This is a genomic window from Microbacterium lushaniae (assembly GCF_008727775.1).
GTDB classification, from domain to species: Bacteria; Actinomycetota; Actinomycetes; order Actinomycetales; family Microbacteriaceae; genus Microbacterium; species Microbacterium lushaniae.
Genome location: NZ_CP044232.1, coordinates 740,035 through 760,990, shown reverse-complemented (window position 1 = coordinate 760,990; position 20,956 = coordinate 740,035). Strand labels below are relative to the sequence as shown.

The 20,956-nt window shown below is 71.2% G+C and carries 24 protein-coding genes; 10 read left to right on the top strand and 14 right to left on the bottom strand.

The genetic code is table 11. The annotated features are described in order from the left end of the window. Positions 1-25 precede the first annotated feature (25 nt). From iolD to iolC, 5 genes are read right to left on the bottom strand one after another with little or no spacing between them, the layout of a single operon-like run. On the bottom strand, positions 26-1,939 hold the full coding sequence (gene iolD, locus F6J85_RS03530; protein WP_150923850.1) for a 3D-(3,5/4)-trihydroxycyclohexane-1,2-dione acylhydrolase (decyclizing): 1,914 nt from the start codon (positions 1,937-1,939) through the stop codon (positions 26-28). Next, entirely contained in the window at positions 1,939-2,853 is a 915-nt protein-coding gene (gene iolB, locus F6J85_RS03525) for a 5-deoxy-glucuronate isomerase (RefSeq protein ID WP_150923849.1), read from the bottom strand. The genes iolD and iolB overlap by 1 nt, the downstream gene beginning before the upstream one ends. A 14-nt stretch (positions 2,854-2,867) precedes the next feature. Continuing rightward, positions 2,868-4,433 (bottom strand): CoA-acylating methylmalonate-semialdehyde dehydrogenase, encoded by a 1,566-nt coding sequence (locus F6J85_RS03520; protein ID WP_150923848.1) that lies wholly within the window; start codon positions 4,431-4,433, stop codon positions 2,868-2,870. 17 nt (positions 4,434-4,450) lie between these two features. Next, complete coding sequence (locus F6J85_RS03515) at positions 4,451-5,350, bottom strand: class I fructose-bisphosphate aldolase (protein WP_191906738.1); 900 nt, start codon at positions 5,348-5,350, stop codon at positions 4,451-4,453. Further along, the gene (gene iolC, locus F6J85_RS03510; protein ID WP_150923847.1) at positions 5,350-6,306 is read right to left on the bottom strand and encodes a 5-dehydro-2-deoxygluconokinase; all 957 of its coding nucleotides are present in this window, start codon (positions 6,304-6,306) and stop codon (positions 5,350-5,352) included. Before iolC ends, F6J85_RS03515 begins: the two co-directional genes overlap by 1 nt. Before the next feature lie 167 nt (positions 6,307-6,473). Between iolC and F6J85_RS03505 the strand changes: the two genes are divergently transcribed. The 3 genes from F6J85_RS03505 to F6J85_RS03495 all read left to right on the top strand — a co-directional run bounded on the left by F6J85_RS03505 (position 6,474) and on the right by F6J85_RS03495 (position 8,788). Further along, positions 6,474-7,232: a GntR family transcriptional regulator gene (locus F6J85_RS03505; protein WP_150923846.1), complete on the top strand. Its 759-nt coding sequence runs from the start codon at positions 6,474-6,476 to the stop codon at positions 7,230-7,232. A 114-nt stretch (positions 7,233-7,346) separates the two neighbouring features. Further along, on the top strand, positions 7,347-8,117 hold the full coding sequence (locus F6J85_RS03500; RefSeq protein WP_150923845.1) for an alpha/beta fold hydrolase: 771 nt from the start codon (positions 7,347-7,349) through the stop codon (positions 8,115-8,117). Next, positions 8,114-8,788 (top strand): esterase/lipase family protein, encoded by a 675-nt coding sequence (locus tag F6J85_RS03495; RefSeq protein ID WP_238707049.1) that lies wholly within the window; start codon positions 8,114-8,116, stop codon positions 8,786-8,788. Before F6J85_RS03500 ends, F6J85_RS03495 begins: the two co-directional genes overlap by 4 nt. On the opposite strand, the gene F6J85_RS03490 is transcribed toward F6J85_RS03495, so the two are convergent. The 5 genes from F6J85_RS03490 to F6J85_RS03475 all read right to left on the bottom strand — a co-directional run bounded on the left by F6J85_RS03490 (position 8,774) and on the right by F6J85_RS03475 (position 11,731). Then, on the bottom strand, positions 8,774-9,136 hold the full coding sequence (locus F6J85_RS03490; RefSeq protein ID WP_150923844.1) for a hypothetical protein: 363 nt from the start codon (positions 9,134-9,136) through the stop codon (positions 8,774-8,776). The genes F6J85_RS03495 and F6J85_RS03490 overlap by 15 nt on opposite strands. Positions 9,137-9,237: 101 nt before the next feature. Further along, positions 9,238-9,804, bottom strand: coding sequence for a hypothetical protein (locus F6J85_RS03485; RefSeq protein WP_150923843.1), 567 nt, complete (start codon positions 9,802-9,804; stop codon positions 9,238-9,240). A 19-nt stretch (positions 9,805-9,823) separates the two neighbouring features. Continuing rightward, entirely contained in the window at positions 9,824-10,969 is a 1,146-nt protein-coding gene (locus F6J85_RS03480; protein WP_150923842.1) for a zinc-dependent alcohol dehydrogenase, read from the bottom strand. A gap of 42 nt (positions 10,970-11,011) precedes the next feature. After that, the gene (locus F6J85_RS18135; protein ID WP_275094060.1) at positions 11,012-11,143 is read right to left on the bottom strand and encodes a hypothetical protein; all 132 of its coding nucleotides are present in this window, start codon (positions 11,141-11,143) and stop codon (positions 11,012-11,014) included. 120 nt (positions 11,144-11,263) lie between these two features. Next, positions 11,264-11,731, bottom strand: coding sequence for a MarR family winged helix-turn-helix transcriptional regulator (locus F6J85_RS03475; RefSeq protein ID WP_150923841.1), 468 nt, complete (start codon positions 11,729-11,731; stop codon positions 11,264-11,266). 99 nt (positions 11,732-11,830) lie between these two features. Here F6J85_RS03475 and F6J85_RS03470 point away from each other — a divergent pair, with 99 nt between their 5' ends. The 4 genes from F6J85_RS03470 to F6J85_RS03455 all read left to right on the top strand — a co-directional run bounded on the left by F6J85_RS03470 (position 11,831) and on the right by F6J85_RS03455 (position 14,570). Beyond that, positions 11,831-12,151 carry a DUF7882 family protein gene (locus F6J85_RS03470; protein WP_150923840.1) on the top strand — a complete coding sequence of 107 codons (321 nt, stop codon included), beginning with the start codon at positions 11,831-11,833 and terminating at the stop codon, positions 12,149-12,151. 79 nt (positions 12,152-12,230) lie between these two features. Next, positions 12,231-12,731, top strand: a complete 501-nt coding sequence (locus F6J85_RS03465) for an SRPBCC family protein (RefSeq protein ID WP_150923839.1) — start codon at positions 12,231-12,233, stop codon at positions 12,729-12,731. Continuing rightward, a complete protein-coding gene (locus F6J85_RS03460; protein WP_150923838.1) occupies positions 12,728-14,179 on the top strand; it encodes a phytoene desaturase family protein in 1,452 nt (483 codons plus the stop codon). The genes F6J85_RS03465 and F6J85_RS03460 overlap by 4 nt, the downstream gene beginning before the upstream one ends. 145 nt (positions 14,180-14,324) lie before the next feature. Continuing rightward, positions 14,325-14,570 carry a hypothetical protein gene (locus F6J85_RS03455; protein ID WP_150923837.1) on the top strand — a complete coding sequence of 82 codons (246 nt, stop codon included), beginning with the start codon at positions 14,325-14,327 and terminating at the stop codon, positions 14,568-14,570. A gap of 12 nt (positions 14,571-14,582) precedes the next feature. Here F6J85_RS03455 and F6J85_RS03450 read toward each other — a convergent pair whose 3' ends face one another. From F6J85_RS03450 to F6J85_RS03440, 3 genes are read right to left on the bottom strand one after another with little or no spacing between them, the layout of a single operon-like run. Beyond that, a complete protein-coding gene (locus tag F6J85_RS03450; RefSeq protein ID WP_150923836.1) occupies positions 14,583-15,665 on the bottom strand; it encodes an ABC transporter permease in 1,083 nt (360 codons plus the stop codon). Continuing rightward, the gene (locus F6J85_RS03445) at positions 15,662-16,639 is read right to left on the bottom strand and encodes an ABC transporter ATP-binding protein (protein ID WP_150923835.1); all 978 of its coding nucleotides are present in this window, start codon (positions 16,637-16,639) and stop codon (positions 15,662-15,664) included. The genes F6J85_RS03450 and F6J85_RS03445 overlap by 4 nt, the downstream gene beginning before the upstream one ends. Positions 16,640-16,686: 47 nt before the next feature. Further along, positions 16,687-17,697: a glycerophosphodiester phosphodiesterase family protein gene (locus F6J85_RS03440; protein ID WP_150923834.1), complete on the bottom strand. Its 1,011-nt coding sequence runs from the start codon at positions 17,695-17,697 to the stop codon at positions 16,687-16,689. A gap of 157 nt (positions 17,698-17,854) precedes the next feature. On the opposite strand from F6J85_RS03440, the gene F6J85_RS03435 reads away from it, so the two are divergent. The 3 genes from F6J85_RS03435 (at position 17,855) to ligD (ending at position 20,401) form a co-directional block, all read left to right on the top strand. Then, entirely contained in the window at positions 17,855-18,733 is an 879-nt protein-coding gene (locus tag F6J85_RS03435; RefSeq protein WP_150919522.1) for a Bax inhibitor-1/YccA family protein, read from the top strand. Between the two features lie 125 nt (positions 18,734-18,858). Next, positions 18,859-19,179, top strand: coding sequence for a helix-turn-helix domain-containing protein (locus F6J85_RS03430; RefSeq protein WP_150923833.1), 321 nt, complete (start codon positions 18,859-18,861; stop codon positions 19,177-19,179). Positions 19,180-19,186: 7 nt separating this feature from the next. After that, positions 19,187-20,401 (top strand): non-homologous end-joining DNA ligase, encoded by a 1,215-nt coding sequence (gene ligD / locus F6J85_RS03425; RefSeq protein ID WP_150923832.1) that lies wholly within the window; start codon positions 19,187-19,189, stop codon positions 20,399-20,401. Here ligD and F6J85_RS03420 read toward each other — a convergent pair. Continuing rightward, entirely contained in the window at positions 20,383-20,931 is a 549-nt protein-coding gene (locus F6J85_RS03420) for a TetR/AcrR family transcriptional regulator (RefSeq protein WP_150923831.1), read from the bottom strand. The two genes, ligD and F6J85_RS03420, sit on opposite strands and share 19 nt — an antisense overlap. Positions 20,932-20,956: the final 25 nt, after the last annotated feature.

The following is a 20,956-nucleotide window of genomic DNA, read 5'->3' as shown; positions in this document are numbered from 1 at the left end:
CCGGTGGAAGGGGTGGTCGGGGTGATCAGCCGAGGAGGGGCTTCTGGGCGGCCTGCTGGGCGAGGTACTCGTCGCGGGCGCGCCGGGTGGATTCGAGCGTGGAGACCTCGGCCACCGGCACGTCCCACCAGCCGTCGCCCTCGGGGGCGTAGACGAGCGGGTCGCTGTTGATGTGGATGAGGGTCGCGCGCTCGGATGCCTTGGCCGTCGCCATCGCGGCCTTGAGGTCGTCGATGGCCGCGGGGCCCGGTTCGATCTCGATGACGTCCATGCCGTAGCTGCGGGCGTTCATCGCCAGGTCGACGGGGAGGATGTCCTCGCCCTGGAAGTTCTTCGCCTCCGGGTCGTACTCGCGGTACAGCGTGCCGAACCGCTCGGAGCCGACCGTCTCGGAGAGGTGACCGATCGAGGCGTAGCCGTGGTTCTGGATGAGGACGACGATGAGCTTGATCCCCTCGGCCACGGCGGTGACCAGCTCGGTGTTGAGCATGAGGTACGACCCGTCGCCGACCATGACGATGACGTCGCGGTCATCGCCGGCGGCCAGGAGGCCGCGCTTGGCGCCGAGACCGCCGGCGATCTCGTACCCCATGCACGAGAACGCATACTCCACGTGGTAGCCGAGCGGATCGCGCACGCGCCACAGCTTGTGCAGGTCGCCGGGGAGCGACCCCGCCGCCTGCACGACGACGTCCTCCGGGGCGCTCGCGGACTGCACGGCGCCGATGATCTCGGGCTGGCCGGGCAGGGCGCTCCCGCTCGGGGCGAACGCCTCGTCGACGAGCGCGTCCCATCCCGCCTTCTCCCGCGCGATGCGCTCGGCGTGCCCGGGCGGGACGGCGTAGCCCTCGAGCGCCTCGGCGAGCTCGGTCAGCGCCTCGCGGGCGTCGGCGACGACCGGCAGCTGCGTGCCGTGCTTGTACGCGTCGAAGCTCGCCACGTTGATGTTGACGAAGACGACGTCGGGGTTCTGGAATGCCGTGCGCGAGGCCGTCGTGAAGTCGCTGTAGCGCGTGCCGATGCCGATCACGACATCCGCTTCGGCGGCCAGGCGGTTGGCGGCGAGCGTGCCGGTCGCGCCGACGCCGCCGAGGTTCTGCGGGTGGTCCCACGCGAGGGCGCCGCCGCCGGCCTGCGACGTGCCGACCGGGATGCCGGTGGCCTCGGCGAGCGCGCGGAGCTGCTCCTCGGCGCCGGAGTACAGCACGCCGCCGCCGGCGACGATGAAGGGTGCGCGGGCGGCGCGGATCGCGGCGACGGCGCGGGCCAGCGGCGCACGCTCGGGACGCGGGCGGCGGATGTGCCACTCCCGGTCCGCCAGGAACTCCACGGGCACGTCGATCGCCTCGGCCTGGACGTCTTCGGGGAGGGCGATCGTGACCGCCCCGGTCTCGGCCGGGTCGGTCAGCACGCGCATGGCGGCCAGCGCGATGGAGTACAGCTGCTCGGGGCGCTGCACGCGATCGAAGAACCGCGACAGCGGCCGGAACGCGTCGTTGACGGTGAGTCCGATGTCCCACGGCTGCTCGAGCTGCTGGAGCACCGGGTCGGCCACGCGCGTGGCGAACGTGTCGCTGGGAAGCAGCAGCGCGGGCAGGCGGTTGGTCGTTGCCAGGGCCGCGGCGGTGAGCATGTTGGCCGCGCCGGGACCCACGGATGCCGCGGAGGCGAGCGTCGCGCGACGGCGGTGCATGCGCGCGTACCCGACGGCCTGATGCACCATGGCCTGCTCGTTGCGCGCCTGGTAGTAGGGCATGAGGTCGGGCTGGTCGACGTTGGCCTGCTTGAGGGCCTGGCCGATGCCGGCCACGTTGCCGTGGCCGAAGATCCCGATCATGCCGGGGATCGTGCGCTCGCGGATGTCGCCGTCGACGGTCCATTGGTGACCCAGGAACTCCACGAGCGCCTGGCTGACCGTCATCCGCTTCGTCGCCGCCATCAGTGCTGGCCTTCCGTGTCGTGTCCGAGGGGCAGCCGGGGGTCCATCTTCTGCCCGTTCCAGGTGTCGCGCACCCACGCGTGCGCCGGGTCGTCGCTGATCAGCCATTCCCGCTCGGGATCGGGGCCGGCCATCACGTTGAGGTAGTAGAGGTCGTACCCCGGGGCGGCAACGGCCGGGCCGTGGTAGCCGAAGGGCACCAGCGCGATGTCGCCCGAGCGCACCATCGCGTTGATGTCGATCTCCCCCGCCGGGGAGGAGTACGTGCTGAACATCCCGAACGCCGCATCGCCGGGGGCCGCCGCATCCGCCACCGGCGCCGCCTCGAAGTAGTAGATCTCCTCCAGGCGAGACTCGTGGCCGGGTACGTGCTCGTCGTGCTTGTGCGGCGGGTAGGACGACCAGTTCTCCGCCGGGGTGATGACCTCGCACACGATGAGGCGCGCGGCGTCGAGGGCCTGGGGCGTGCCGAAGTTGTGCACCTGGCGGCTGGACGCGCCCGCGCCGCGCAGTTCGACCGGGGTCGCTTCGGCGGGGATGTACTGCCACGGGCGCGCCTCCGCCGTCGGCGCCTCGGCCACGGCGACCCGTCCGGTGCCGGTGATCTCGGCGGTCGTCCCCGTCGGCAGGTACAGCACGTCGGTGGGGCCGGCGAACACCGACGCCCGCCCGTGCAGCCGCGTCTCCCACTCGCCGGGGTGGTGGCGGTGGGTCACTCGGAACTCCCCCGCGAGGGGCACCACGATCCGCTCGACGCCGCGCTCGTCCAGCGCGACGGTGTCGCCCTCGGCGAGGTCGGCGATGCGGATGCCGGTGTGCTGCCAATCGGGCGTCGACGCGTCGACGACCGATTCCCAGTCGCCCTGCGTGAGGGCGCCCCGGCGGTGGAACCAGCGCTGGTCGGTGCTGCTCATGACGTGCTCTCGTGTCAGTCGTTCTGGGGGAAGCCGAGGTTGATGCCGCCGTGATCGGTGTCGTGACGGGTGGCCGGGTCGATCCAGCGGGCGGTGATGGCCTTCTCCCGCGTGAAGAAGTCGAACCCGTGCACGCCGTACGCCTTCGCGTCGCCGAACAGCGACTGCTTCCATCCGCCGAAGGAGTGGTAGGCCACGGGCACCGGGATCGGCACGTTGATGCCGATCATCCCCACCTGCACCTCGTTCTGGAACCGGCGGGCCGCTCCCCCGTCGTTGGTGAAGATCGCCGTGCCGTTGCCGAACTGGCCGGAGTTGATGAGGTCGACGCCCTCGTCGTAGGACTGCACGCGCACGACCGACAGCACCGGTCCGAAGATCTCCTCGGTGTACGCACGCGAGGAGGTCGGGAGGTCGTCGATGAGCGTCGGGCCGAAGAAGAAGCCGTCTTCGTGGCCTTCGACGCTCAAGCCCCGGCCGTCCACGACGATCTTCGCGCCGTCGGCCTCGGCGATGTCGACGTACGTGGCCACCTTGTCGCGGTGCACGTCGGTGATGAGCGGTCCCATATCCGGCTCGACTCCGTCCACGCCCGCACCGTTGCCGATCCGCAGCTTCGCGATCCGCTCGCTGATCTTCGCGATCAGGTCGTCGGCGACCGGCTCCACGGCGAGGACGACGCTGATGGCCATGCACCGCTCCCCCGCCGCGCCGTAACCGGCGTTGACGGCCTGATCGGCGACGAGGTCGAGGTCGGCGTCGGGGAGGACGAGCATGTGGTTCTTCGCACCTCCCAGTGCCTGCACGCGCTTGCCGTGCTTCGAGGCGGTCTCGTAGATGTACTGCGCGATCGGCGTCGAGCCGACGAACGAGATGGACTGCACGACCGGGCTCTCCAGGAGTCCGTCGACGGCGAGCTTGTCGCCCTGCAGCACCGTGAACACGCCGTCGGGAAGACCCGCCTCCTGCCACAGCTTCGCCAGCCACAGCGCCGCCGACGGGTCCTTCTCGCTGGGCTTGAGGACCACCGCGTTGCCGGCGGCGATCGCGACGGGGAAGAACCACATCGGCACCATCGCGGGGAAGTTGAACGGGCTGATGATGCCCACCACGCCCAGCGGCTGCTTGAGGGAGTACACGTCGATACCGGTCGAGGCGTTCTCGCTGAAGGCGCCCTTGATCAGATGCGGGAACCCGGTGGCCAGCTCCACGACCTCCTGACCGCGCAGGATCTCGCCCATCGCGTCGGAGACGACCTTGCCGTGCTCGGCCGTGATGATCTCGGCCAGCTCCTGCTTGCGGGCGTTCAGCAGCTCCCGGAACGCGAACATGACCGCCTGGCGCTTGGCGATGGAGTATCCGCTCCACAGCTGGTATCCGCGCTGCGCCGACGCGAGCGCCTCATCGATCTCGGCCTGGTCGGCCAGGGCCACCTCGGCCTGGACGGCGCCGGTGGCCGGGTTGAACACCGGCGCGGTGCGGCCGGAGGTGGATCGACGCTCGGCGCCGTCGATCCAGTGCGAGATGACGCGGACGGCGGACTCCACGTCGCGGGCGGGGGCGGTCTGTGTCGTGCTCATGAGCGCTTCCTTCGGTGTCAGAGGCTGGGGTGGACGAGGCCGGCGGCGATGTCGACGGCGGCGGCGACATTCCCGTCGGGCGGATAGAGGAGGGTGCGGCCGACGGTCAGGCCGCGGACGCCGGGGAGGCTCAGCGCGTCCTCCCACGCGGCGAAGGTCTCGTCGGGGTCGACGCCGGAGTCGCCGCCGAGCAGGAGCGTCGGCATGGTCGTGGCGGCCATGACGCGCTCCATGTCGTCCACGACCGGCAGCTTCATCCACGTGTACGCGCTGGATGCGCCCAGACCCGAGGCGATCGCGACGGAGAGGATGACCGCGTCGGTGGACAGGTCGTTCACGATCCGTCCGTCCACCCACCGGCTCAGGAACGGCTCGAGCATGATGGGCAGCTCCGCCGCGGCGGCCTGCGTGACCGCGTCGGCCATCGCCGCGAGCGTGGGGGCGGTGCCGGCGTCGTCGAGGTTCACGCGGATCAGGGTCTTGGCGACGTCGATGCCGGCCTCGACCATGCTCGGCACGTCGTACCCGGTCATGCGGTCGTCCATCTCGAACGACGCTCCGCGCAGGCCCCCGCGGTTCATCGAGCCGACGATGATCTTGTCGTCGAGGAGGCCCAGGGCCGCCAGGTCGTCGATGATGTCGGGGGTGCCGAGCACGCCGTCCACACCCGGGCGGCTGAGGGCGGTCGCGAGGCGGTCGAGCAGGTCGTAGCGGTCGGCCATGGCGAAGGGGTTCCGCCCCACCGCGAGGGCGCCGCGGGCGGGATGGTCGGCGGCGACGATGAACAGCCGCCCGTCCCCCCGCAGCAGATCGCGACGGCGGCGGCTGGTGAGCGTCTCGCGCACCGCGCGCGGTGACGACGCGCGCAGGTCGCGGAGCCGGTCGAACGCCTCGGGTGCCAGGAACTGTGCAGCCATCAGCGCTCTCCTCCCTCGATCAGGGCGACGACCTCGTCGTGGGTGGGCATGGCGGTGGAGCACTCCAGCCGGGATGCCACGATGGCACCGGCGACGTTGGCGAAACGCAGCACGCGCTCCAGGTCCCATCCCTGGAGCAGTCCGTGGCACAGCGCGCCGCCGAACGCGTCGCCGGCGCCGAGGCCGTTCACCACGTCGACGGGGTACGGCGGCACCTCGACCGTCTCGCTCCGGGTCTTGGCGAGCACGCCCTTGGGGCCCTGCTTGACGATCGCGAGCTCGACACCTCGGTCGAGGAGGGCATCGGCCGCCCGTTCGGGTTCGGTCTCGCCGACGGCGATCTCGCACTCCTCCCGGTTGCCGACGGCGACGGTGGCGTACTCGAGAGCCCGCGAGACGTGTGCGCGCGCTTCGGCGGGGTCGGCCCAGAACATCGGGCGGTAATCCAGGTCGAAGATCGTGCGGCCGTCGGTGCGCGCCTGCAGGGCGGCCAGGTGCGCCGCGCGGCTGGGCTCCCGGGTGAGGCCGGTGGCGGTGAACCACAGGATCTTCGCCGCCCGCACGGCCGCCAGGTCGAGGTCGTCCGCCTCGATCGTGAGGTCGGGCGCCTTGGGCTCGCGGTAGAAGTAGAGCGGGAAGTCGTCGGGCGGGAAGATCTCGCAGAAGGTCACCGGCGTCTGCAGCGTCGGATCGACCCGCACATACCGGTTGTCGACGCCGAGGCGGTCGAGCTCGCGCAGCAGATAACGGCCGAACGGATCGTCGCCGACGCCCGAGACCAATGCCGTGCGATGGCCGTACCGGGCCGAGGCGACCGAGACGTTGGCTGCGCTGCCGCCCAGGTACTTGCCGAAGGTCTCGACATCTTCGAGCCCGACGCCGGACTGCAGCGGGTACACGTCGACGCCGAGGCGCCCGAAGGCCAGCACGTCGAAGGGGTCAGGGGTTTCGGTCATACTCCGCTGTACAACTCTCCGCGGACGGAAGATCCGGGCCCGCATCGTCGGAACATTTGTCCTGACAATAGCACAAGGGGAGGTTTCCGCAACCCGGATGCCGCGAACGGACATGGAGGCCTCCATGTACGATTGTCGCGTCAATAGACGGAGGATGGGGGCTCTGCATGGCCGGCGACGTGGTGCAGTTGGATGATCTCTTGGCGACGCTGGACCGTACCGGCCCCATGCCGCTGTACTTCCAGGTGTCCTCGGCGATCGAGCGCGCCATCCGGTCGGGCGAGATCGCCCCCGGCGCGCGCCTGGAGAACGAGATCGCGATCGCACAGCGGCTCGGACTGTCCCGTCCCACCATCCGGCGCGCGATGGAGGAATTGGTCGACAAGGGTCTCCTCGTGCGCCGCCGCGGGATCGGCACGCAGGTGGTGCAGGGCCAGGTCACCCGCCAGGTGGAGCTGACGAGCCTCTACGAAGACCTCCAGAACTCCCACCACGCCCCGGGAACGCGCGTGCTCGTGCACGACACCCGGCCCGCCGACGACGCCACCGCCGCCGCCCTCAGCGTCCCCGCCGGCTCCGACGTCGTCTACCTGCGCCGCCAGCGCTCCACCGACGGGGTTCCCGTCGCGGTCCTGGTCAACTACCTCCCGCCCGACTTCGCCGACATCACGACCGATCAGCTCGAGGCGAAGGGGCTCTACCAGATCCTGCGCGCCCGCGGCGTGACCATCCGCGTCGCCAACCAGCGCATCGGCGCACGGCGTGCACACGGCGACGAGGGCGAGCTCCTTGACATCGACAAGGGCGGTCCCGTGCTCACGATGGAGCGGGTCGCGTACGACGCATCCGGCCGCGCCGTGGAATTCGGGCACCATTGCTACCGGCCCGACATGTACAGCTTCGAGACCACCCTGGTCGCGAAGTAGCGGCCGATCGGCGACGGCCGCCATAGCGGCACGGCGTCCACGCGTCCAGGGTGCGGAGTCATCCAGGCCTGACGGCTAGCGTGACCCCATGCCCGACACCCTCCGCCGCACCCGATGACCTCCGAGCGCACGACCTGGCGCGCGGATCAGGGCCGCCTCGCCTTCCACGTCCACGCGAGACCGGCGGAGGCGACGCACGGCCCGCCCGTGGTGCTCGTGCACGGCATCGGGATGTCGCACCGCTACTTCTCGCGCCTGCAGGACGTGCTCGGCGGAGACCACGCGGTGTTCAGCGTCGATCTGCCCGGATTCGGGGGCCTCCCCAAACCGGGCACCGACGTCGACGTCCCCACCATGGCCGCCGCGCTGGCAGACGTCGTCGCCGCGCTGGAGGTGGGCCCGTGCATCCTCGTCGGCCACTCGATGGGCGCGCAGTGGGTCGTGGAGCTGGCGGCGCAACGGCCCGACCTGGTCTCGCACGCCGTGGTGATCGGGCCGGTCTCCGACTCCGAGCATCGCTCCGCGGCTGCGCAGTCGCTCGCGCTCGCACTGGACTGCCTGGGCGAGCCGCCCCTGGCCAACGCGATCGTGTTCACCGACTACGTGCGGTGCGGCATCCCGTGGTACCTGACTCAGGTGCGCCACATGATCGCCTACCCGATCGAGGACCGCGTGGCCGACCTGCGCGTGCCGCTGCTCGTCCTCCGCGGAGAGCGCGATCCGATCGCCGGGATGCGGTGGTGCCGGATGCTGCGCGACCGCGCCCGCCACGGCGACTTGGCCGTCATCCCCGGCAGCCGCCACGTCGCGCAGTTCTCCCGCCCCCGCGCCGTCGCCGACGCCATCACGACCTACGCGGGCGCCGTGGCGGGTATCGACCGGTGATCAGGCGCGCCGCCCGCGACGCGGCATGGTGGGTCGCCGACTACGCCTACGCCGCGACGTGGCAGGCGCGCGCCTTCCTCAATCGCACCGATCCCGCGACTTTCCGCTCGGGACCCGAGGTGGCACTGGTGCTTCTGCCCGGCGTCTACGAGACGTGGAAATTCCTGCAGCCCCTCGCCTCCGCCCTGCACGAGCGCGGGCACCCGATCCACATCGTCGACGTGCTGCACCGGAACAGCCGGCCCGTCACCGAGATGGCCGTGCACGTGACGCGGTATCTGGACGATCACGATCTGACCGACGTGATGCTCGTCGCCCACAGCAAGGGCGGCCTCGTCGGCAAGCAGGTCATGATCGGCGAGGCCGGCTCCCGCGTGCGCGGGATGGTCGCGGTGGCGACCCCGTTCGGCGGGTCGCGCTACGCGCGCATGATGCTCTCGCCGACGCTGCGCAGCTTCTCCCCGCGCGACCGCACGATCGTCGCGCTCGCGCAGCAGCTCGAAGTGAACGCGCGGATCACGTCGGTCTACGGGCTGTTCGACCCGCACATCCCGGAAGGGAGCAAGCTTCCGGGCGGGCGCAACGTGCAGCTGGAGACCGGCGGCCACTTCCGCATCCTCGCGCATCCGCGCGTGATCGCCGAGGTGGAACGGATGTCAGCTGCCGCCTGACGGACGCCGCTCGCGCGCCGCCTCGCGGTCGTGCTCCGCCGACTTCTCCTGCAGGAACCTGCAGAGGTCGGCCGCGAGCTGGAGCTCCACGCTCAGCTCGTCGAGCTGGTCGGGGGTGATCACGCTGTCGTGCGGACGCGCCTGAAGGGTGATCTCCCAGCGCTGCTCGCCCGGCGCGACCGGCTGCATGAACATCTCCGTCGTCGCGTTGACCAGGCGCACGATGACCAGTCCCGTGTCGCGTCCGTCGCTGCCGTCCTGCAGCGCCACGTGCCCGTGGATCTCGCGCCCGTCGGCGCGGAACTGATCCATCCAGTCCTGCAACAGGGCCTGTGTGCGGTAGGGCATGGTGGTGTCGCTTTCTCACGGCTCGCCGACCCAGGAGGCGAGGTCAGATGTGATTTTCGCACGCCCGCACCCCTGGTCGAGACCACGCCCGGGGGATCGGCTCAGCTGCGACGCACGAACACCCGCCGCACCATCCGCAGCGCGACCCAGCCACCGAGGATCCACGGCCCGGCGACGAGGATCGGGTCGATCCAGGCGTGCCGCAGATCGACGCGGCCGCGTCGCGAGGCGATCGGACGCAGCCGCGGCTCGGCGAGGATGCCGGTCTCGGTGATCGGGTTGTCGGGGCGCGTCGTGAACAGCGACCGCACGTGGGCCCCGGTGGCCTCCACCCGGTCGCCGAGCACGAGAAGCAGCCAGTGCGCGGCGCGGCCCTCGCTGTAGCGCGCGTAGGCGTACCGGCGGATCGCTCCGGAGACGCCGTGCAGGGGCTGGGCGGTGCCGTACACCGCGGTCAGGTGCGCGTGCTCGATCGAGCGCTCCCGCCGAGGGTCATCTCCCTGGCGCTCGGGCTCGGTCCAGTGGGCGCCGGTGGCGCCGGGGTCGAAACGCTCCTTGGGGAAGGACGGACGGTCGGCGGGGTCGAGGTCCGCACCCCATCCCGGGATGCGCGCACGCAGTTCGTCGGCGCTGGGCGGGGAAACGGGCTTGTCGGGCGTGTAGGGCATGAATCCTCCGTCGCGGTTCTCACGCGCCCGGCACGATGACCGGCTTGATGCAGTCATCGAGCTTGGACGAGAACATGTGGTACCCCTCGGCGATCGCGTCCAGCGGGATGCGGTGGGTGATCATGTCGCCCGGGCTGATGAGTCCGGCCCGGATGTGTTCGAACAGACGCGGCCACTGTCGCTTCACCGGCGCCTGGTTCATCCGCAGCGTCAGGCCCTTGTTGAGGGCGTCGCCGAACTTCACCGCACTGAACAGCGGCCCGTAGGCGCCCATGACGGAGATGTTGCCGCCCTTGCGCACGCCGTCGATCGCCCAGTTCAGAGCGATGGGCGACCCGCCCTGCAGCTTCAGCTTGGCCGAGGTGATGTGCTGCGTGAGGTTGCCGTCGGCCTCGGCCCCGACCGCATCGATCGCGACGTCGGCGCCCAGGTGGCCGGTGAGCTTCTTCAGCAGCACCACGACGTCGTCGTGGTGGGCGAAGTTGTGCGTCTCGGCGAACGCGAACTCGCGCGCCTTCGCCAGACGGTAATCGAGGTGGTCGATCACGATGACGCGCCCCGCCCCCATCAGCCACGACGACCGCGCTGCCGCGAGCCCCACGGGACCGGCGCCGAACACCACGACCGTGTCGCCCTCGGAGATGTCGCCCAGCTGCGCCCCGAAGTACCCCGTCGCGAAGGCGTCGGTGAGCATGAGCGCATCGTCATCGCTCAGCCACTCCGGGATGATGGTCGGCCCGACATCGGCGAAGGGCACGCGCACCATCTCGGCCTGGCCGCCGTCGAATCCGCCGGCGGTGTGGGAGTAGCCGTAGATGCCGCCGAGGGCGGTGGCGTTGGCGTTGACGTTGTGGCAGTTGGAGTACAGCCCGCGCGCGCAGAAGAAGCACGTGCCGCAGAAGATGTTGAACGGCACCATGACCCGATCGCCGGGCTTGAGCGTCTGCACCGACGAGCCGACAGCCTCGACGCGTCCGATGAACTCGTGCCCGAAGGTGTGGCCGATCCGGGTGTCGGGGATCATGCCGTGGTACAGGTGCAGATCCGATCCGCAGATCGCCGCCAGTTCCACGCGCACGATGGCGTCATTGGGGTGCTCGATCCGCGGATCGGGCTTCTCTTCGACCCGCACTTTGTACGGGCCGCGGTACACCATCGCCTTCACAGGATCCTCCTCCTGCCCGCCGGAACGGTCGGGCGCGGTACGTCAGGGACGATCGTCGACAGCCGTGTCGTCGCCGTCGTCATGCGCGTCGAGCTCCCCGGACTTCTCCGTGATCTCGTCGTCGCCGACGTCGCCTTCGGCCTGGCTGGGCTTGTCCGGCAGGGAATCGCTCATGTCGCTCTCCTCCGTTCGCGGCACCGCCGATGCGGCGCCACCGCTCCACTCCACCGCGTCGGTCACGATCTCCGAAGGGGGTTGACCCGAACGACTCGGATGAAGAGGATGCTGTGCCGGTCAGCCGGCGGCGTCGTCGGTCAGGGTCTCGAGGAGCGCGGCCAGGCGCTCTGCATCACCGTCGGCCGACGCGGCGAGCGCCCGCTCGAAAGCGGCGTCGAACCGTGTGAGCGCCGACCAGGGCTCGGCGGAGAGGTCGACGGTCACCGTCAGCCGGTTGACCCGACGATCATGGGGGTCGACCTCACGACGCACCGCCCCGCGTTCCTCGAGGCGGTCGATGAGGGCCGTGACTCCGGCGGAGGTGATCCCGAGATACTCCCGCAGCGACGTGGGCCGGGAGCGCGGGTGGCCGGCGATGAACAGCAGCGCCCGCGCGTCGAACTCGTTGACGCCCAGCAACTGGCGGGCTTCGGTCAGCGACGCCTGGCGCGCCTCGACATAGCGCCGCAGGGCCCGGCTCAACGCCGATGGCTCGCCGACGCCGGCCTCACCCGGTCCGTCGTCGTGATCGCTGTCCGAAGCCATGCGGGAAGACTACCGAGACACGTCGTTATTACGAAATTCTATCTAAATAATCGAGCTATCTGTATACTGAGTGACGAAGAACAACCGAAGGAGCTCGCAATGGGCCATCTGTACTACGGCGGGTCATTCGAGCCCATCGACATGTCCGACCGCCTGCTCGCGCACGTCAAGGTCGTCATCGCGACCAAGCTGCGCCGCGGCGAGAGCTTCACCGTATCGTGGCGCCACCCCGAGCAGGGACGCTCCACGATCTGGCTCCACCCCGCCATCGAACTGCGGTTCGTGTTCGCCTCACCCGAGCCCGAGATGCTCGACAGCGCGCTCCTGCAGCGCTTCGCCAACGAGGCGGCCACCGCCGCGGGGCTCGTGCTCGACCTGTCCGACGCATCCCTGTCCTCTCCCGTGCCCGAAGGGCGCTGACACCCTCTCCCGTCCAGCGCAACCCTCTCCGCCGGTTCGGCGGGTCCGGATAGCGTGACGACACGGAGAAGGGGGACGGATGTCTCGGAACACACGAGTACTGCGCTGCAGCCCGGAGGACGTCTTCCGGGTGCTCGAAGACGGCTGGCTCTTCCCGGCCTGGGTCGTGGGGGCCTCGCGCATGCGCGAGGTCGGCGACGACTGGCCGCACAAGGGCAGCAGCCTGCACCACTCCTTCGGCACGTGGCCGATGCTCCTGGACGACGCCACCGAGGTGCTCGACTACGATCCGCCGCGCCGGCTCGTGCTCAAGGCCCGCGGATGGCCCATCGGTGAGGCGCGCGTCACGATCCACGTGAAGCCGCACCCCGACGGGTCGATCGTGCGCATCCAGGAGGAGGCGATCGCCGGGCCGGGGGCACTCATCCCGGCACCGATCCTCGACGTCCCGCTGCAGCTGCGCAATCACGAGACGCTGCACCGGCTGGCCTACCTGGCCGAGGGCATGGCGGAGCGGACGGCGCACACCACCGCCCATGAGGAGGATTCGGCCACGCGCGAGGACTCCGCCCCGCGATGACCGAGCTCGACGCGGTCGTCGTCGGCTCCGGCCCGAACGGGCTGGCCGCGGCCGTCACGCTCGCCCGCGCGGGCCTGTCGGTGCGGGTCTACGAGCGCGCCGATCACATCGGTGGGGGCTCCGCGTCGGCGGAGCTGACCCTGCCGGGGTTCGTCCACGACACCTGCTCGGCGGTGCATCCCCTGGCCTTCGAGTCACGCTTCTTCCGGGAGTTCGGCCTCTCCCGTCGCGTGGACTTCGTCGTGCCCGACGCCTCCTACGCGCAGCCCCTCGACGGTCGCGCCGCCGCCGTGGCCTACCGCGATCTGGAACGCACGGCGCAGACCCTCGGCCGGGACGGCGATGCCTACACGCGGCTCATGCGACCGCTCGCCGAGCGCGCGGGCGAGGTCGCGGAGTTCACCGGCGGCGCTCTGCTGCGCGTGCCCCAGCATCCGGTGGCCGCCGTCGCCCTCGCCCTTCGGGCGCTCGAGCAGGGCACCCCGGCCTGGAACGCGCGCTTCGCCGACGACGCCGCCCCGGCGCTGATCACCGGCGTCGCCGCGCACACGATCCTGTCGCAGCCGAGTCTGGCCGCCGCGGCGGCCGGGATGGTGCTCGCCACCTACGGGCACGCCCGGGGGTGGCCAATTCCGGTGGGAGGCAGTCAGGCCATCGCCGACGCGCTCGCGGACGACCTGCGCGCGTCCGGCGGCGAGATCATGACCGGCACCGAGGTGCGGTCGCTGGCCGACCTGCCGCCCGCGCGTGCGGTGCTCCTGGACGTCACCCCCGACGCCCTCCTCCGCATGGCGGGCGACGTCCTCCCCTCCCGGTATCGCGCGGCCCTGGGCTCGTTCCGGTTCGGGGCGGCCGTCGCGAAGGTCGACTTCGCGCTGTCGGAGCCGGTGCCGTGGGCCGACCCCGCGGTGCGCGACGCCGGGACCGTGCACGTCGGCGGCACCCGCGCCGAGATGGCCGCATCCGAGAACCTCGTCACGCGCGGGCGGCTCAGCGATCGACCGTACGTGCTCGTGTCACAGCCGTCGGTGTTCGACGACACCCGGGCACCGGCCGGCGCGCACACGCTGTGGACCTACACGCACGTCCCCGCCGGCAGCGACGCCGACCGCGAGGAGGCGGTGGTGGGACAGATCGAGCGGTTCGCACCCGGTTTCCGCGACACCATCCTCGCCTCCCACTCGCGCACCGCGGTGGAGGTCGCGGCGGAGAACCCCAACTACCCCGGCGGCGACATCGCGGCCGGGGCACCCACGATGTGGCAGCTGCTGCGCCGCCCGACGCTCTCGCCCGATCCGTGGCGCACGCCCACGCGCGGGATCTACCTGTGTTCGGCGTCGACCAGTCCGGGCCCCGGTGTGCACGGACTGGCGGGCTGGCGCGCCGCCCTCAGCGCCCTGCGCCACGAGTTCGGCACGCGCGCGATGCCCGACCTCTCGCCGCGGTGACGCCGGCCGATCTCCCCCGCGCTGTCAAGCCTCTCAGGAGTGTCGGCGGCCGCTCGTACGGTGGCAGCATCCCAGAAAGGACTGTTCGATGACGATCGCAGACAGCTGCCCGGCTCCGGCCGAAGGTGCATCGGAGGATCGCGTCGTGCTGGTTCGCATCGGCGCGGAAGACTGGCTCATCCACGACACCCGCTACCCCGAGAACGACGCCCGGCGACTCGTCGCATGCGTGCGCGAACGGGGCCTCGACCACATCGATGTGCTCTGGCTGCAGGGCGAAGGGCTGCCGTCGCGCTTCCCGCGCATCCAGGATGCGCTGGACACCGCCGCCCGCGCCGTGTCGACCCGCTCGTCGCGACTGCGCTCGCGTACGGAGACCGGCCGGAACTGACGCCGCGGTCCCTCACGCGATGCGCGTGCCGGGCGGCAGCGTGCGCGCCGGCGTGCGCGTGCGCTGCCACCCCCACGCGAGCAGGCCCGCGGTGGCCAGCACCTGCACGGCGAGTCCGACGAACCAGCTCGGCGCGGTGCCGTCGATCTGCTCGCTGGGCAGCGGTCCCGCGTTCTGCCAGGCCGACGCGTCGCAGAAGTCGTTGCGCACCTCGGTCATCGGCGGGATCTGGGCCGAGCGCACGGTCCAGGAGATCTGGCCGAACAGGTCCTGCGGGTATCCGTCCGGCGAGAAGGTCGTCGGCGTCGCATCCGCCAGGACGACGAAGGGGTTGGCCGCCAGGATCCACCACACGTGATCGGTGCGTGGCGCCTCGTGCGTGTAGGTCTGCCAGGGGCCGCATTCGCTGAGCGGATCCTCCACGCATCCGTACTCATCCGGGTCCTCCCCCGGCGCGCACGGTGGACCCTCATCGGTGTAATAGCGCTCCGTGACGGTCACCTCCACGCGCGATGTGGTCGCCCCCAGCCCGAACGCGACGATCGTTCCCACCGTGAGGGCTGCGACCACGAGGTAGGTGGAGGCGACCGAGAACAGCGGGCGGGCGATGACCGCGCTCAGCCCCACTCCGATGCCCGCAACGACGCCCACCTCGACCACGAGGATCGCCAGGGACGTACCGATCGTCGCCGGCGCCAGGTCGCCGGCGAGGGTCGCGACGATCAGGAACGGCAGGGCGACGACGAGGAACGCCAGCCCCGCGATCCACGCCGCGAGGAACTTCCCCAGCAGGATCTCGCCCGTCGTGGCGAGGGTCACCTGCATCGGCGCGAGCGTGGCGGCATCCCGCTCGCCGTTGACGCTGTTGCCGCTGAGGGTCGGTGAGACCAGCAGGACCAGCAGCAGCACGAGGAAGATCTGCAGCGAGAACAGCCATCCTCCGCTGCCGGCGGTCAGCGCCGAGGCCGCGACCGCCAAGCCCGTCACGATCAGCAGGATGAGGGCGAACACGCCCAGCAGCACGTACCAGGCGACCGAGCGGAGGCTCTGCGTCAGCTCCAGGCGGATGAGGGCGCCCAGGCGTGACGGGCTCATTCGGCGCCTCCCCGCAGGTCGAGGAACGTATGCTCCAGGTCGCCGGTGGCAGGGGCGAACTCGGTGACGGCCAGCCCCGAGCCGATCAGGGCGTGCAGGGCGCGCGCCGCCTCGGCATCGGAGGCGAACGAAACGAGCACGTCGCGGCGGTCGACCGACACCTCCTCGGGTGCGCGCGCGAGCGCCGCTGCCACGCGGGCGCGGTCATCCGCGGGGGCGCCGGCGCCGGCATGCGCCCCGGCGTCGGGCACAGCATCCGCGGACGGAAGGAGCCGGATGCGCCATGCCCGGCCGCGCCCGGCCGCCTGCGCCACCCGCTCGGCGGCCACCGTCTGGCCGGCGACGAGGAACACCGCGTCATCGACCACCTCCTCCAGCTCCGACAGCACGTGGCTGGAGAGGAGGATCGTGCGGCCGTCGGCGGCCAGCCGGCGCAGGAGCAGCCGCAGCTCGATCCGCGCCTGCGGATCCAGACCCGAGGCGGGTTCGTCCAGCAGCAGGATCCGCGGATCGTGGACGAGGGCCCGCGCGAGGGCGAGCCGCTGCTTCTGGCCGCGCGAGAGCACACGGGCCGGCGAATCGGCGAGGTGGTCGAGTCCCACGTCATGCAGCAGCACGTCGGCGCGCTCGCCCGCGGCCGCGCGCGACAGGTCGTACAGGCGCCCGGTGACCACGAGTGTCTCGCGGACGGTCAGGGTCGGCCACGCGCCGAGGGTGTCGGGCATCCAACCCAGCAGCGCGCGGGCGCGGGCGGGGTCGGCCACCGGATCGACGCCGTCGAGGCGGATGCTGCCGGCGTCGGGGGCGAGGAGTGAGGCGAGCAGGAGCAGCAGGGTCGTCTTGCCGGAGCCGTTGGGTCCGACCAGTCCGGTGACGCGGCCCGGCGCCGCATGGAGAGTGACGTCGCGCACCGCCTCGACGCGGCCGAACGACCGCCGGACGTTCTCGACGGCGATCCCCCCGGACGCTGACATGGGCACAGCCTAGGGGTCGTGTGCGGCCGGCGCCGCGCGCACCACGCTCACGCGACGAAGAATCGCCGCCCGATGTCAGGGTGGTCCACGAAGACGCCGTCGACGCCGGCGTCGCGGATCACCGCCCACTCGCCCTCGTAGTCGCCGAACGCGGCCGCCCCTCCCCGCCCGCGGAACTGCGGGATGAGGAACGCGTTCTCGGGCCGGCACGTCCACGTGAAGACCAGCAGACCGCGGTCCTTCGCGTCGCCGACGATACGGCTGGGGCCCGCGGTGTGCCCGCGCCGGTTGGGCGCGAGGATCATGCTCTTGTCGACGCTGATCCCGTCGACGCGTCCGACCAGACCGTCGAGCCCAGCCGGCGCCGCCATGGCCGCGTACGTGGGCGCGTGCGCGCCCTGCTGCGCGACCAGGTCGTACGGACTCCCGGCTGCCTCGAGGAGGTACACGTAGGTTCCCGGCAGCCCCCGTTCGCGCAGCCGCGCCAGCACCGTCGACTCGAAGGCCTCGAACACGATCGGCAGTTCGCCTCCCGCCCAGCCCGCCGCATCCAGTTCCGCCGCGATCAGGTCCACGACGTCGAACCCCAGCGCCGCGAAGTACGTCGCGTGCTTGATCTCCAGCACGACGCCGATCTCGCGCCCCTGCTCGAGCGACCCCGCGCGCACGAGGTCGAGCACGTCGCGCAGGCGCAGCACCGGCTGCGTTCCGTCGAACGACGCGCTGGCGGGGCGGATCTTCGGCAGGCGCTCGCGGCAGCGGAGGGTCGCCAGCTCGTCCCACGTGAAGTCCTCTGTGAACCACCCCGTCAGACGCTCGCCGTCGATCGTCTTACTCGTGCGGCGGTCCGCGAACTCCGGATGCTCCGCGACATCCGTCGTCGAGCCGATCTCGTTCTCGTGCCGCACCACCAGTACGCCGTCGCGGGAGACGACGATGTCGGGCTCGACCGCATCCACCCCCATCGCCAGTGCGAGGTCGTACGAGGAGCGGCTGTGCTCGGGGCGGTAGCCCGGTGCACCTCGGTGACCGATGACGAGCGGGGAGGTCCGGGTCACGCCTCCAGGCTACGCGCGGGGCGGTCGTCACACGCGTCGCATGTAGCGCTCATAGCGAACCCTCAGCGCACCACTGCCGGAGCCGACACGCCGTCGGCTATCGTGGATCCACAGCACAGTGCTGTGATCCCGAAGATTCTTTGGAGTGTGAGAGCAAGTGGCCCTCAACAACCCGGCCTTCAACAACCCGGCGTTCCAGGACTCCCGCGCCGCTTCGACGTACCCCGGCGGTCCTGCCGCGACGCAGTACGCGCCGCCGCCCGCCGCCGAAGCCGCCCAGCTGGACGGCATGTACGCCTCCCCGCCGGCCGGTGCGCGCGAGACCGGACGCATGACGGTCGAAGACACCGTCCACAAGACCCTCGCGCTGTTCGGCGTGCTCGTGGTCACCGCCGTCGTCGGCTGGGTGTGGACCATGGCCGGCGTCACGCCCGCCAACCCGAACCCCTCCATCGCCCCGTGGCTCATCGGTGCGCTCGGCGGCTTCGTGCTGGCGATGGTCAACATCTTCAAGAAGCAGCCGTCGGTGCCGCTCATCGTCGCCTACGCGGCGTTCGAGGGTCTGTTCGTCGGTGGCATCTCGGCCTTCTTCGAGTTCATCTACCCGGGCATCGTCTTCCAGGCGACCCTCGCGACCCTCTCGGTCGTGGGTGTGACGCTCGCGCTGTTCGCCAGTGGCAAGATCCGCGCGTCGGCCAAGGCCACGAAGATCTTCCTCATCGCGATGGTCGGCTACCTCGTGTTCAGCCTGCTCAACATCGGCCTGATGCTCTTCAACGTGCCGATCGCCGGCGGCGCCTTCGGCCTGCGCTCGATGGAGATCTTCGGCATCCCGCTGGGCGTCATCATCGGCCTGCTCGTGGTCGTCATGGCGGCGTACTCGCTGGTGCTCGACTTCGACCAGATCCAGCGCGGCGTCCGCGCCGGCGCCCCCCGCAAGTACGCGTGGGTCGGGGCCTTCGGCATCATGGTCACCGTCGTGTGGCTGTACGTCGAGATCCTCCGCATCCTCGCGATCCTGCGCGGCAGCGACTGATCCACCGCTTCCCGAAGGGGGTCGCCCATCCGGGCGGCCCCCTTCGTCGTTCCCCCCGTGTGGCGGGCTTCTGCTGTGGGCGGAATGGATGGCGACGCCGACGGAGCCCGCTCTAGCCTGGCGGCATGGCCGAGCTCATCCCTCTCCCCCGCACCCCGCGCGACCCCGAACCACTGTGGCGCGAGGCCCTCGGTGACCTCCTGCGCCGCATCCGCCATGCCCGCGGCGAGCGTCTGGCCGACACCGCCGCCCGCGCCGGCGTCTCCCCGCAGTACCTCTCCGAAGTCGAGCGGGGACTCAAGGAGCCCTCCAGCGAGATGATCGCGGCGATCGCCGGCGCCCTGGACCTGACGCTCGTCGAGCTGACCGCGACGATCGCCGGCGAGCTGCGCGCGACGGCGTCCGTCTCCGCCGGTGCGCGGGGCGCCTTCGTCCTCGCCGCCTGACCCTCGCATGAGCCCGTCGAAGGCGCCCGCCGAGACCCTCGAGGTCGAGGGGCACGAGGTGCGCATCACGAGTCCCGACCGCGTCGTCTTCCCCGAGCCGGGGCTGACGAAGCTCGACATCGTCCGCTATTACCTCGCCGTCGCCGACGGCGCCCTGCGCGGCGCGGGCGGGCGCCCCATGGTGCTCAAGCGCTTCGTCAAGGGCATCGACCAGGAGGCGTTCTTCCAGAAGCGCGTGCCCGAGAACCACCCCGACTTCATCGACACCGCGACGCTGCACTACGCCCGCGGCACCGAGGCGGAGGAGACGGTGGTGCGGGATGCGGCGGGCCTGGCCTGGGTCGCGAACCTCGGGTGCCTCGACCTGAACCCGCACCCCGTCCGCGCCGAAGACCTCGACCACCCCGACGAGCTGCGCGTGGACCTGGACCCCATGCCGGGCGTTGACTGGTCGCAGATCGTCGACACGGCCTTCATCGCCCGCGACGTGCTCGATGAGTACGGCCTGACGGGCTGGCCGAAGACGAGCGGATCGCGCGGCCTCCACATCCTCGTGCGGATCGCGCCGCAGTGGGACTTCCGCCAGGTGCGCCTGGCCGCCGAGACCCTCGCGCGCGAAGTGGAGAACCGCGCCCCGGGCCTCGCGACGGCCCGCTGGTGGAAGGAGGAGCGGGGCGAGAGCGTCTTCGTCGACTTCAACCAGAACGCCAAGGACCGAACGGTGGCCTCGGCGTACTCCATCCGCCCGCTCCCGGATGCGCGGGTGTCGGCGCCGCTCGCGTGGGACGAGGTCCGCACCCGGCGGCCGGAGGAGTTCACCGTGGCCACGGTGCTCGAGCGCTTCGCCGACATCGGCGATCCGCACCGCGGCATCGACGACGCCGCCGGCACGCTGGACGGCCTCCTGCGCCTGGCCGACGAGCTCGGGCCCGCGGAGAAGCCGCCCCGCGAAACGGACGGCTCGGGGCGTCGCGCCTCGACGATGCCGCTCATCGAGATCGCCCGCACCAAGACGAAGCCCGAGGCACTCGAGCTGCTCGAGCGCTGGAGGGCGGAGCATCCGGGGGTCGCGGGGATGCTGCATCCGGCCGACGTGCTCGTCGACGGCATGCGCGGCTCGAGCTCGCTGTGGTACCGCGTGCGCGTGAACCTGCAGCACGTGCCCGAGGCCGAGCGCCCCGAGCAGGGCGCGCTGCTGGCGGACTACGACCCCTGGGCCTGACCCGGTCGCATCTCCAGGCCGGCGAGGATGCGGTCGAGCCCGTACGCGAACGCGTCGTCGACGTCTCCGCCCATCCGGAACGCGCCCGACAGCTCCATCGTCAGGAATCCGGTCGCCCATGCCGTGACCAGCCGCGCCGCCTCCAGCGCATGCTGCTCCCCCACGACACCCGCCGCCGCGCGCACGACCGTCTCCCCCACTTCGTCGACCGTCCGGCCGGCGGCGACGGGGGTGAGGAGGAGCCGGAAGCCCTCCGGATGTTCCCTCGCGAACGCCCGGTACGCCCGCGCGAGGGCTTCGAGCGAACCGTCGGATGCGGCGAGCCGCCGGTTGAGGTCGTCGGCCGACGCGGTCGCCACCAGCGCCAGCAGCGCCTCGCGATCCCGCACGCGCTTGTACAGCGACGGGGCACGTACGCCCACTCGCCCGGCGACGGCCTGCATCGTCACGCGGGCGGGACCGCCGGTTTCCAGCAGCTCCCGGGCTGCGGCGACGATCTGCTCGAGCGATGTGCGCTCCGGTGTCGGCATCGGCCCCTCCTCATGGCTATGGGTA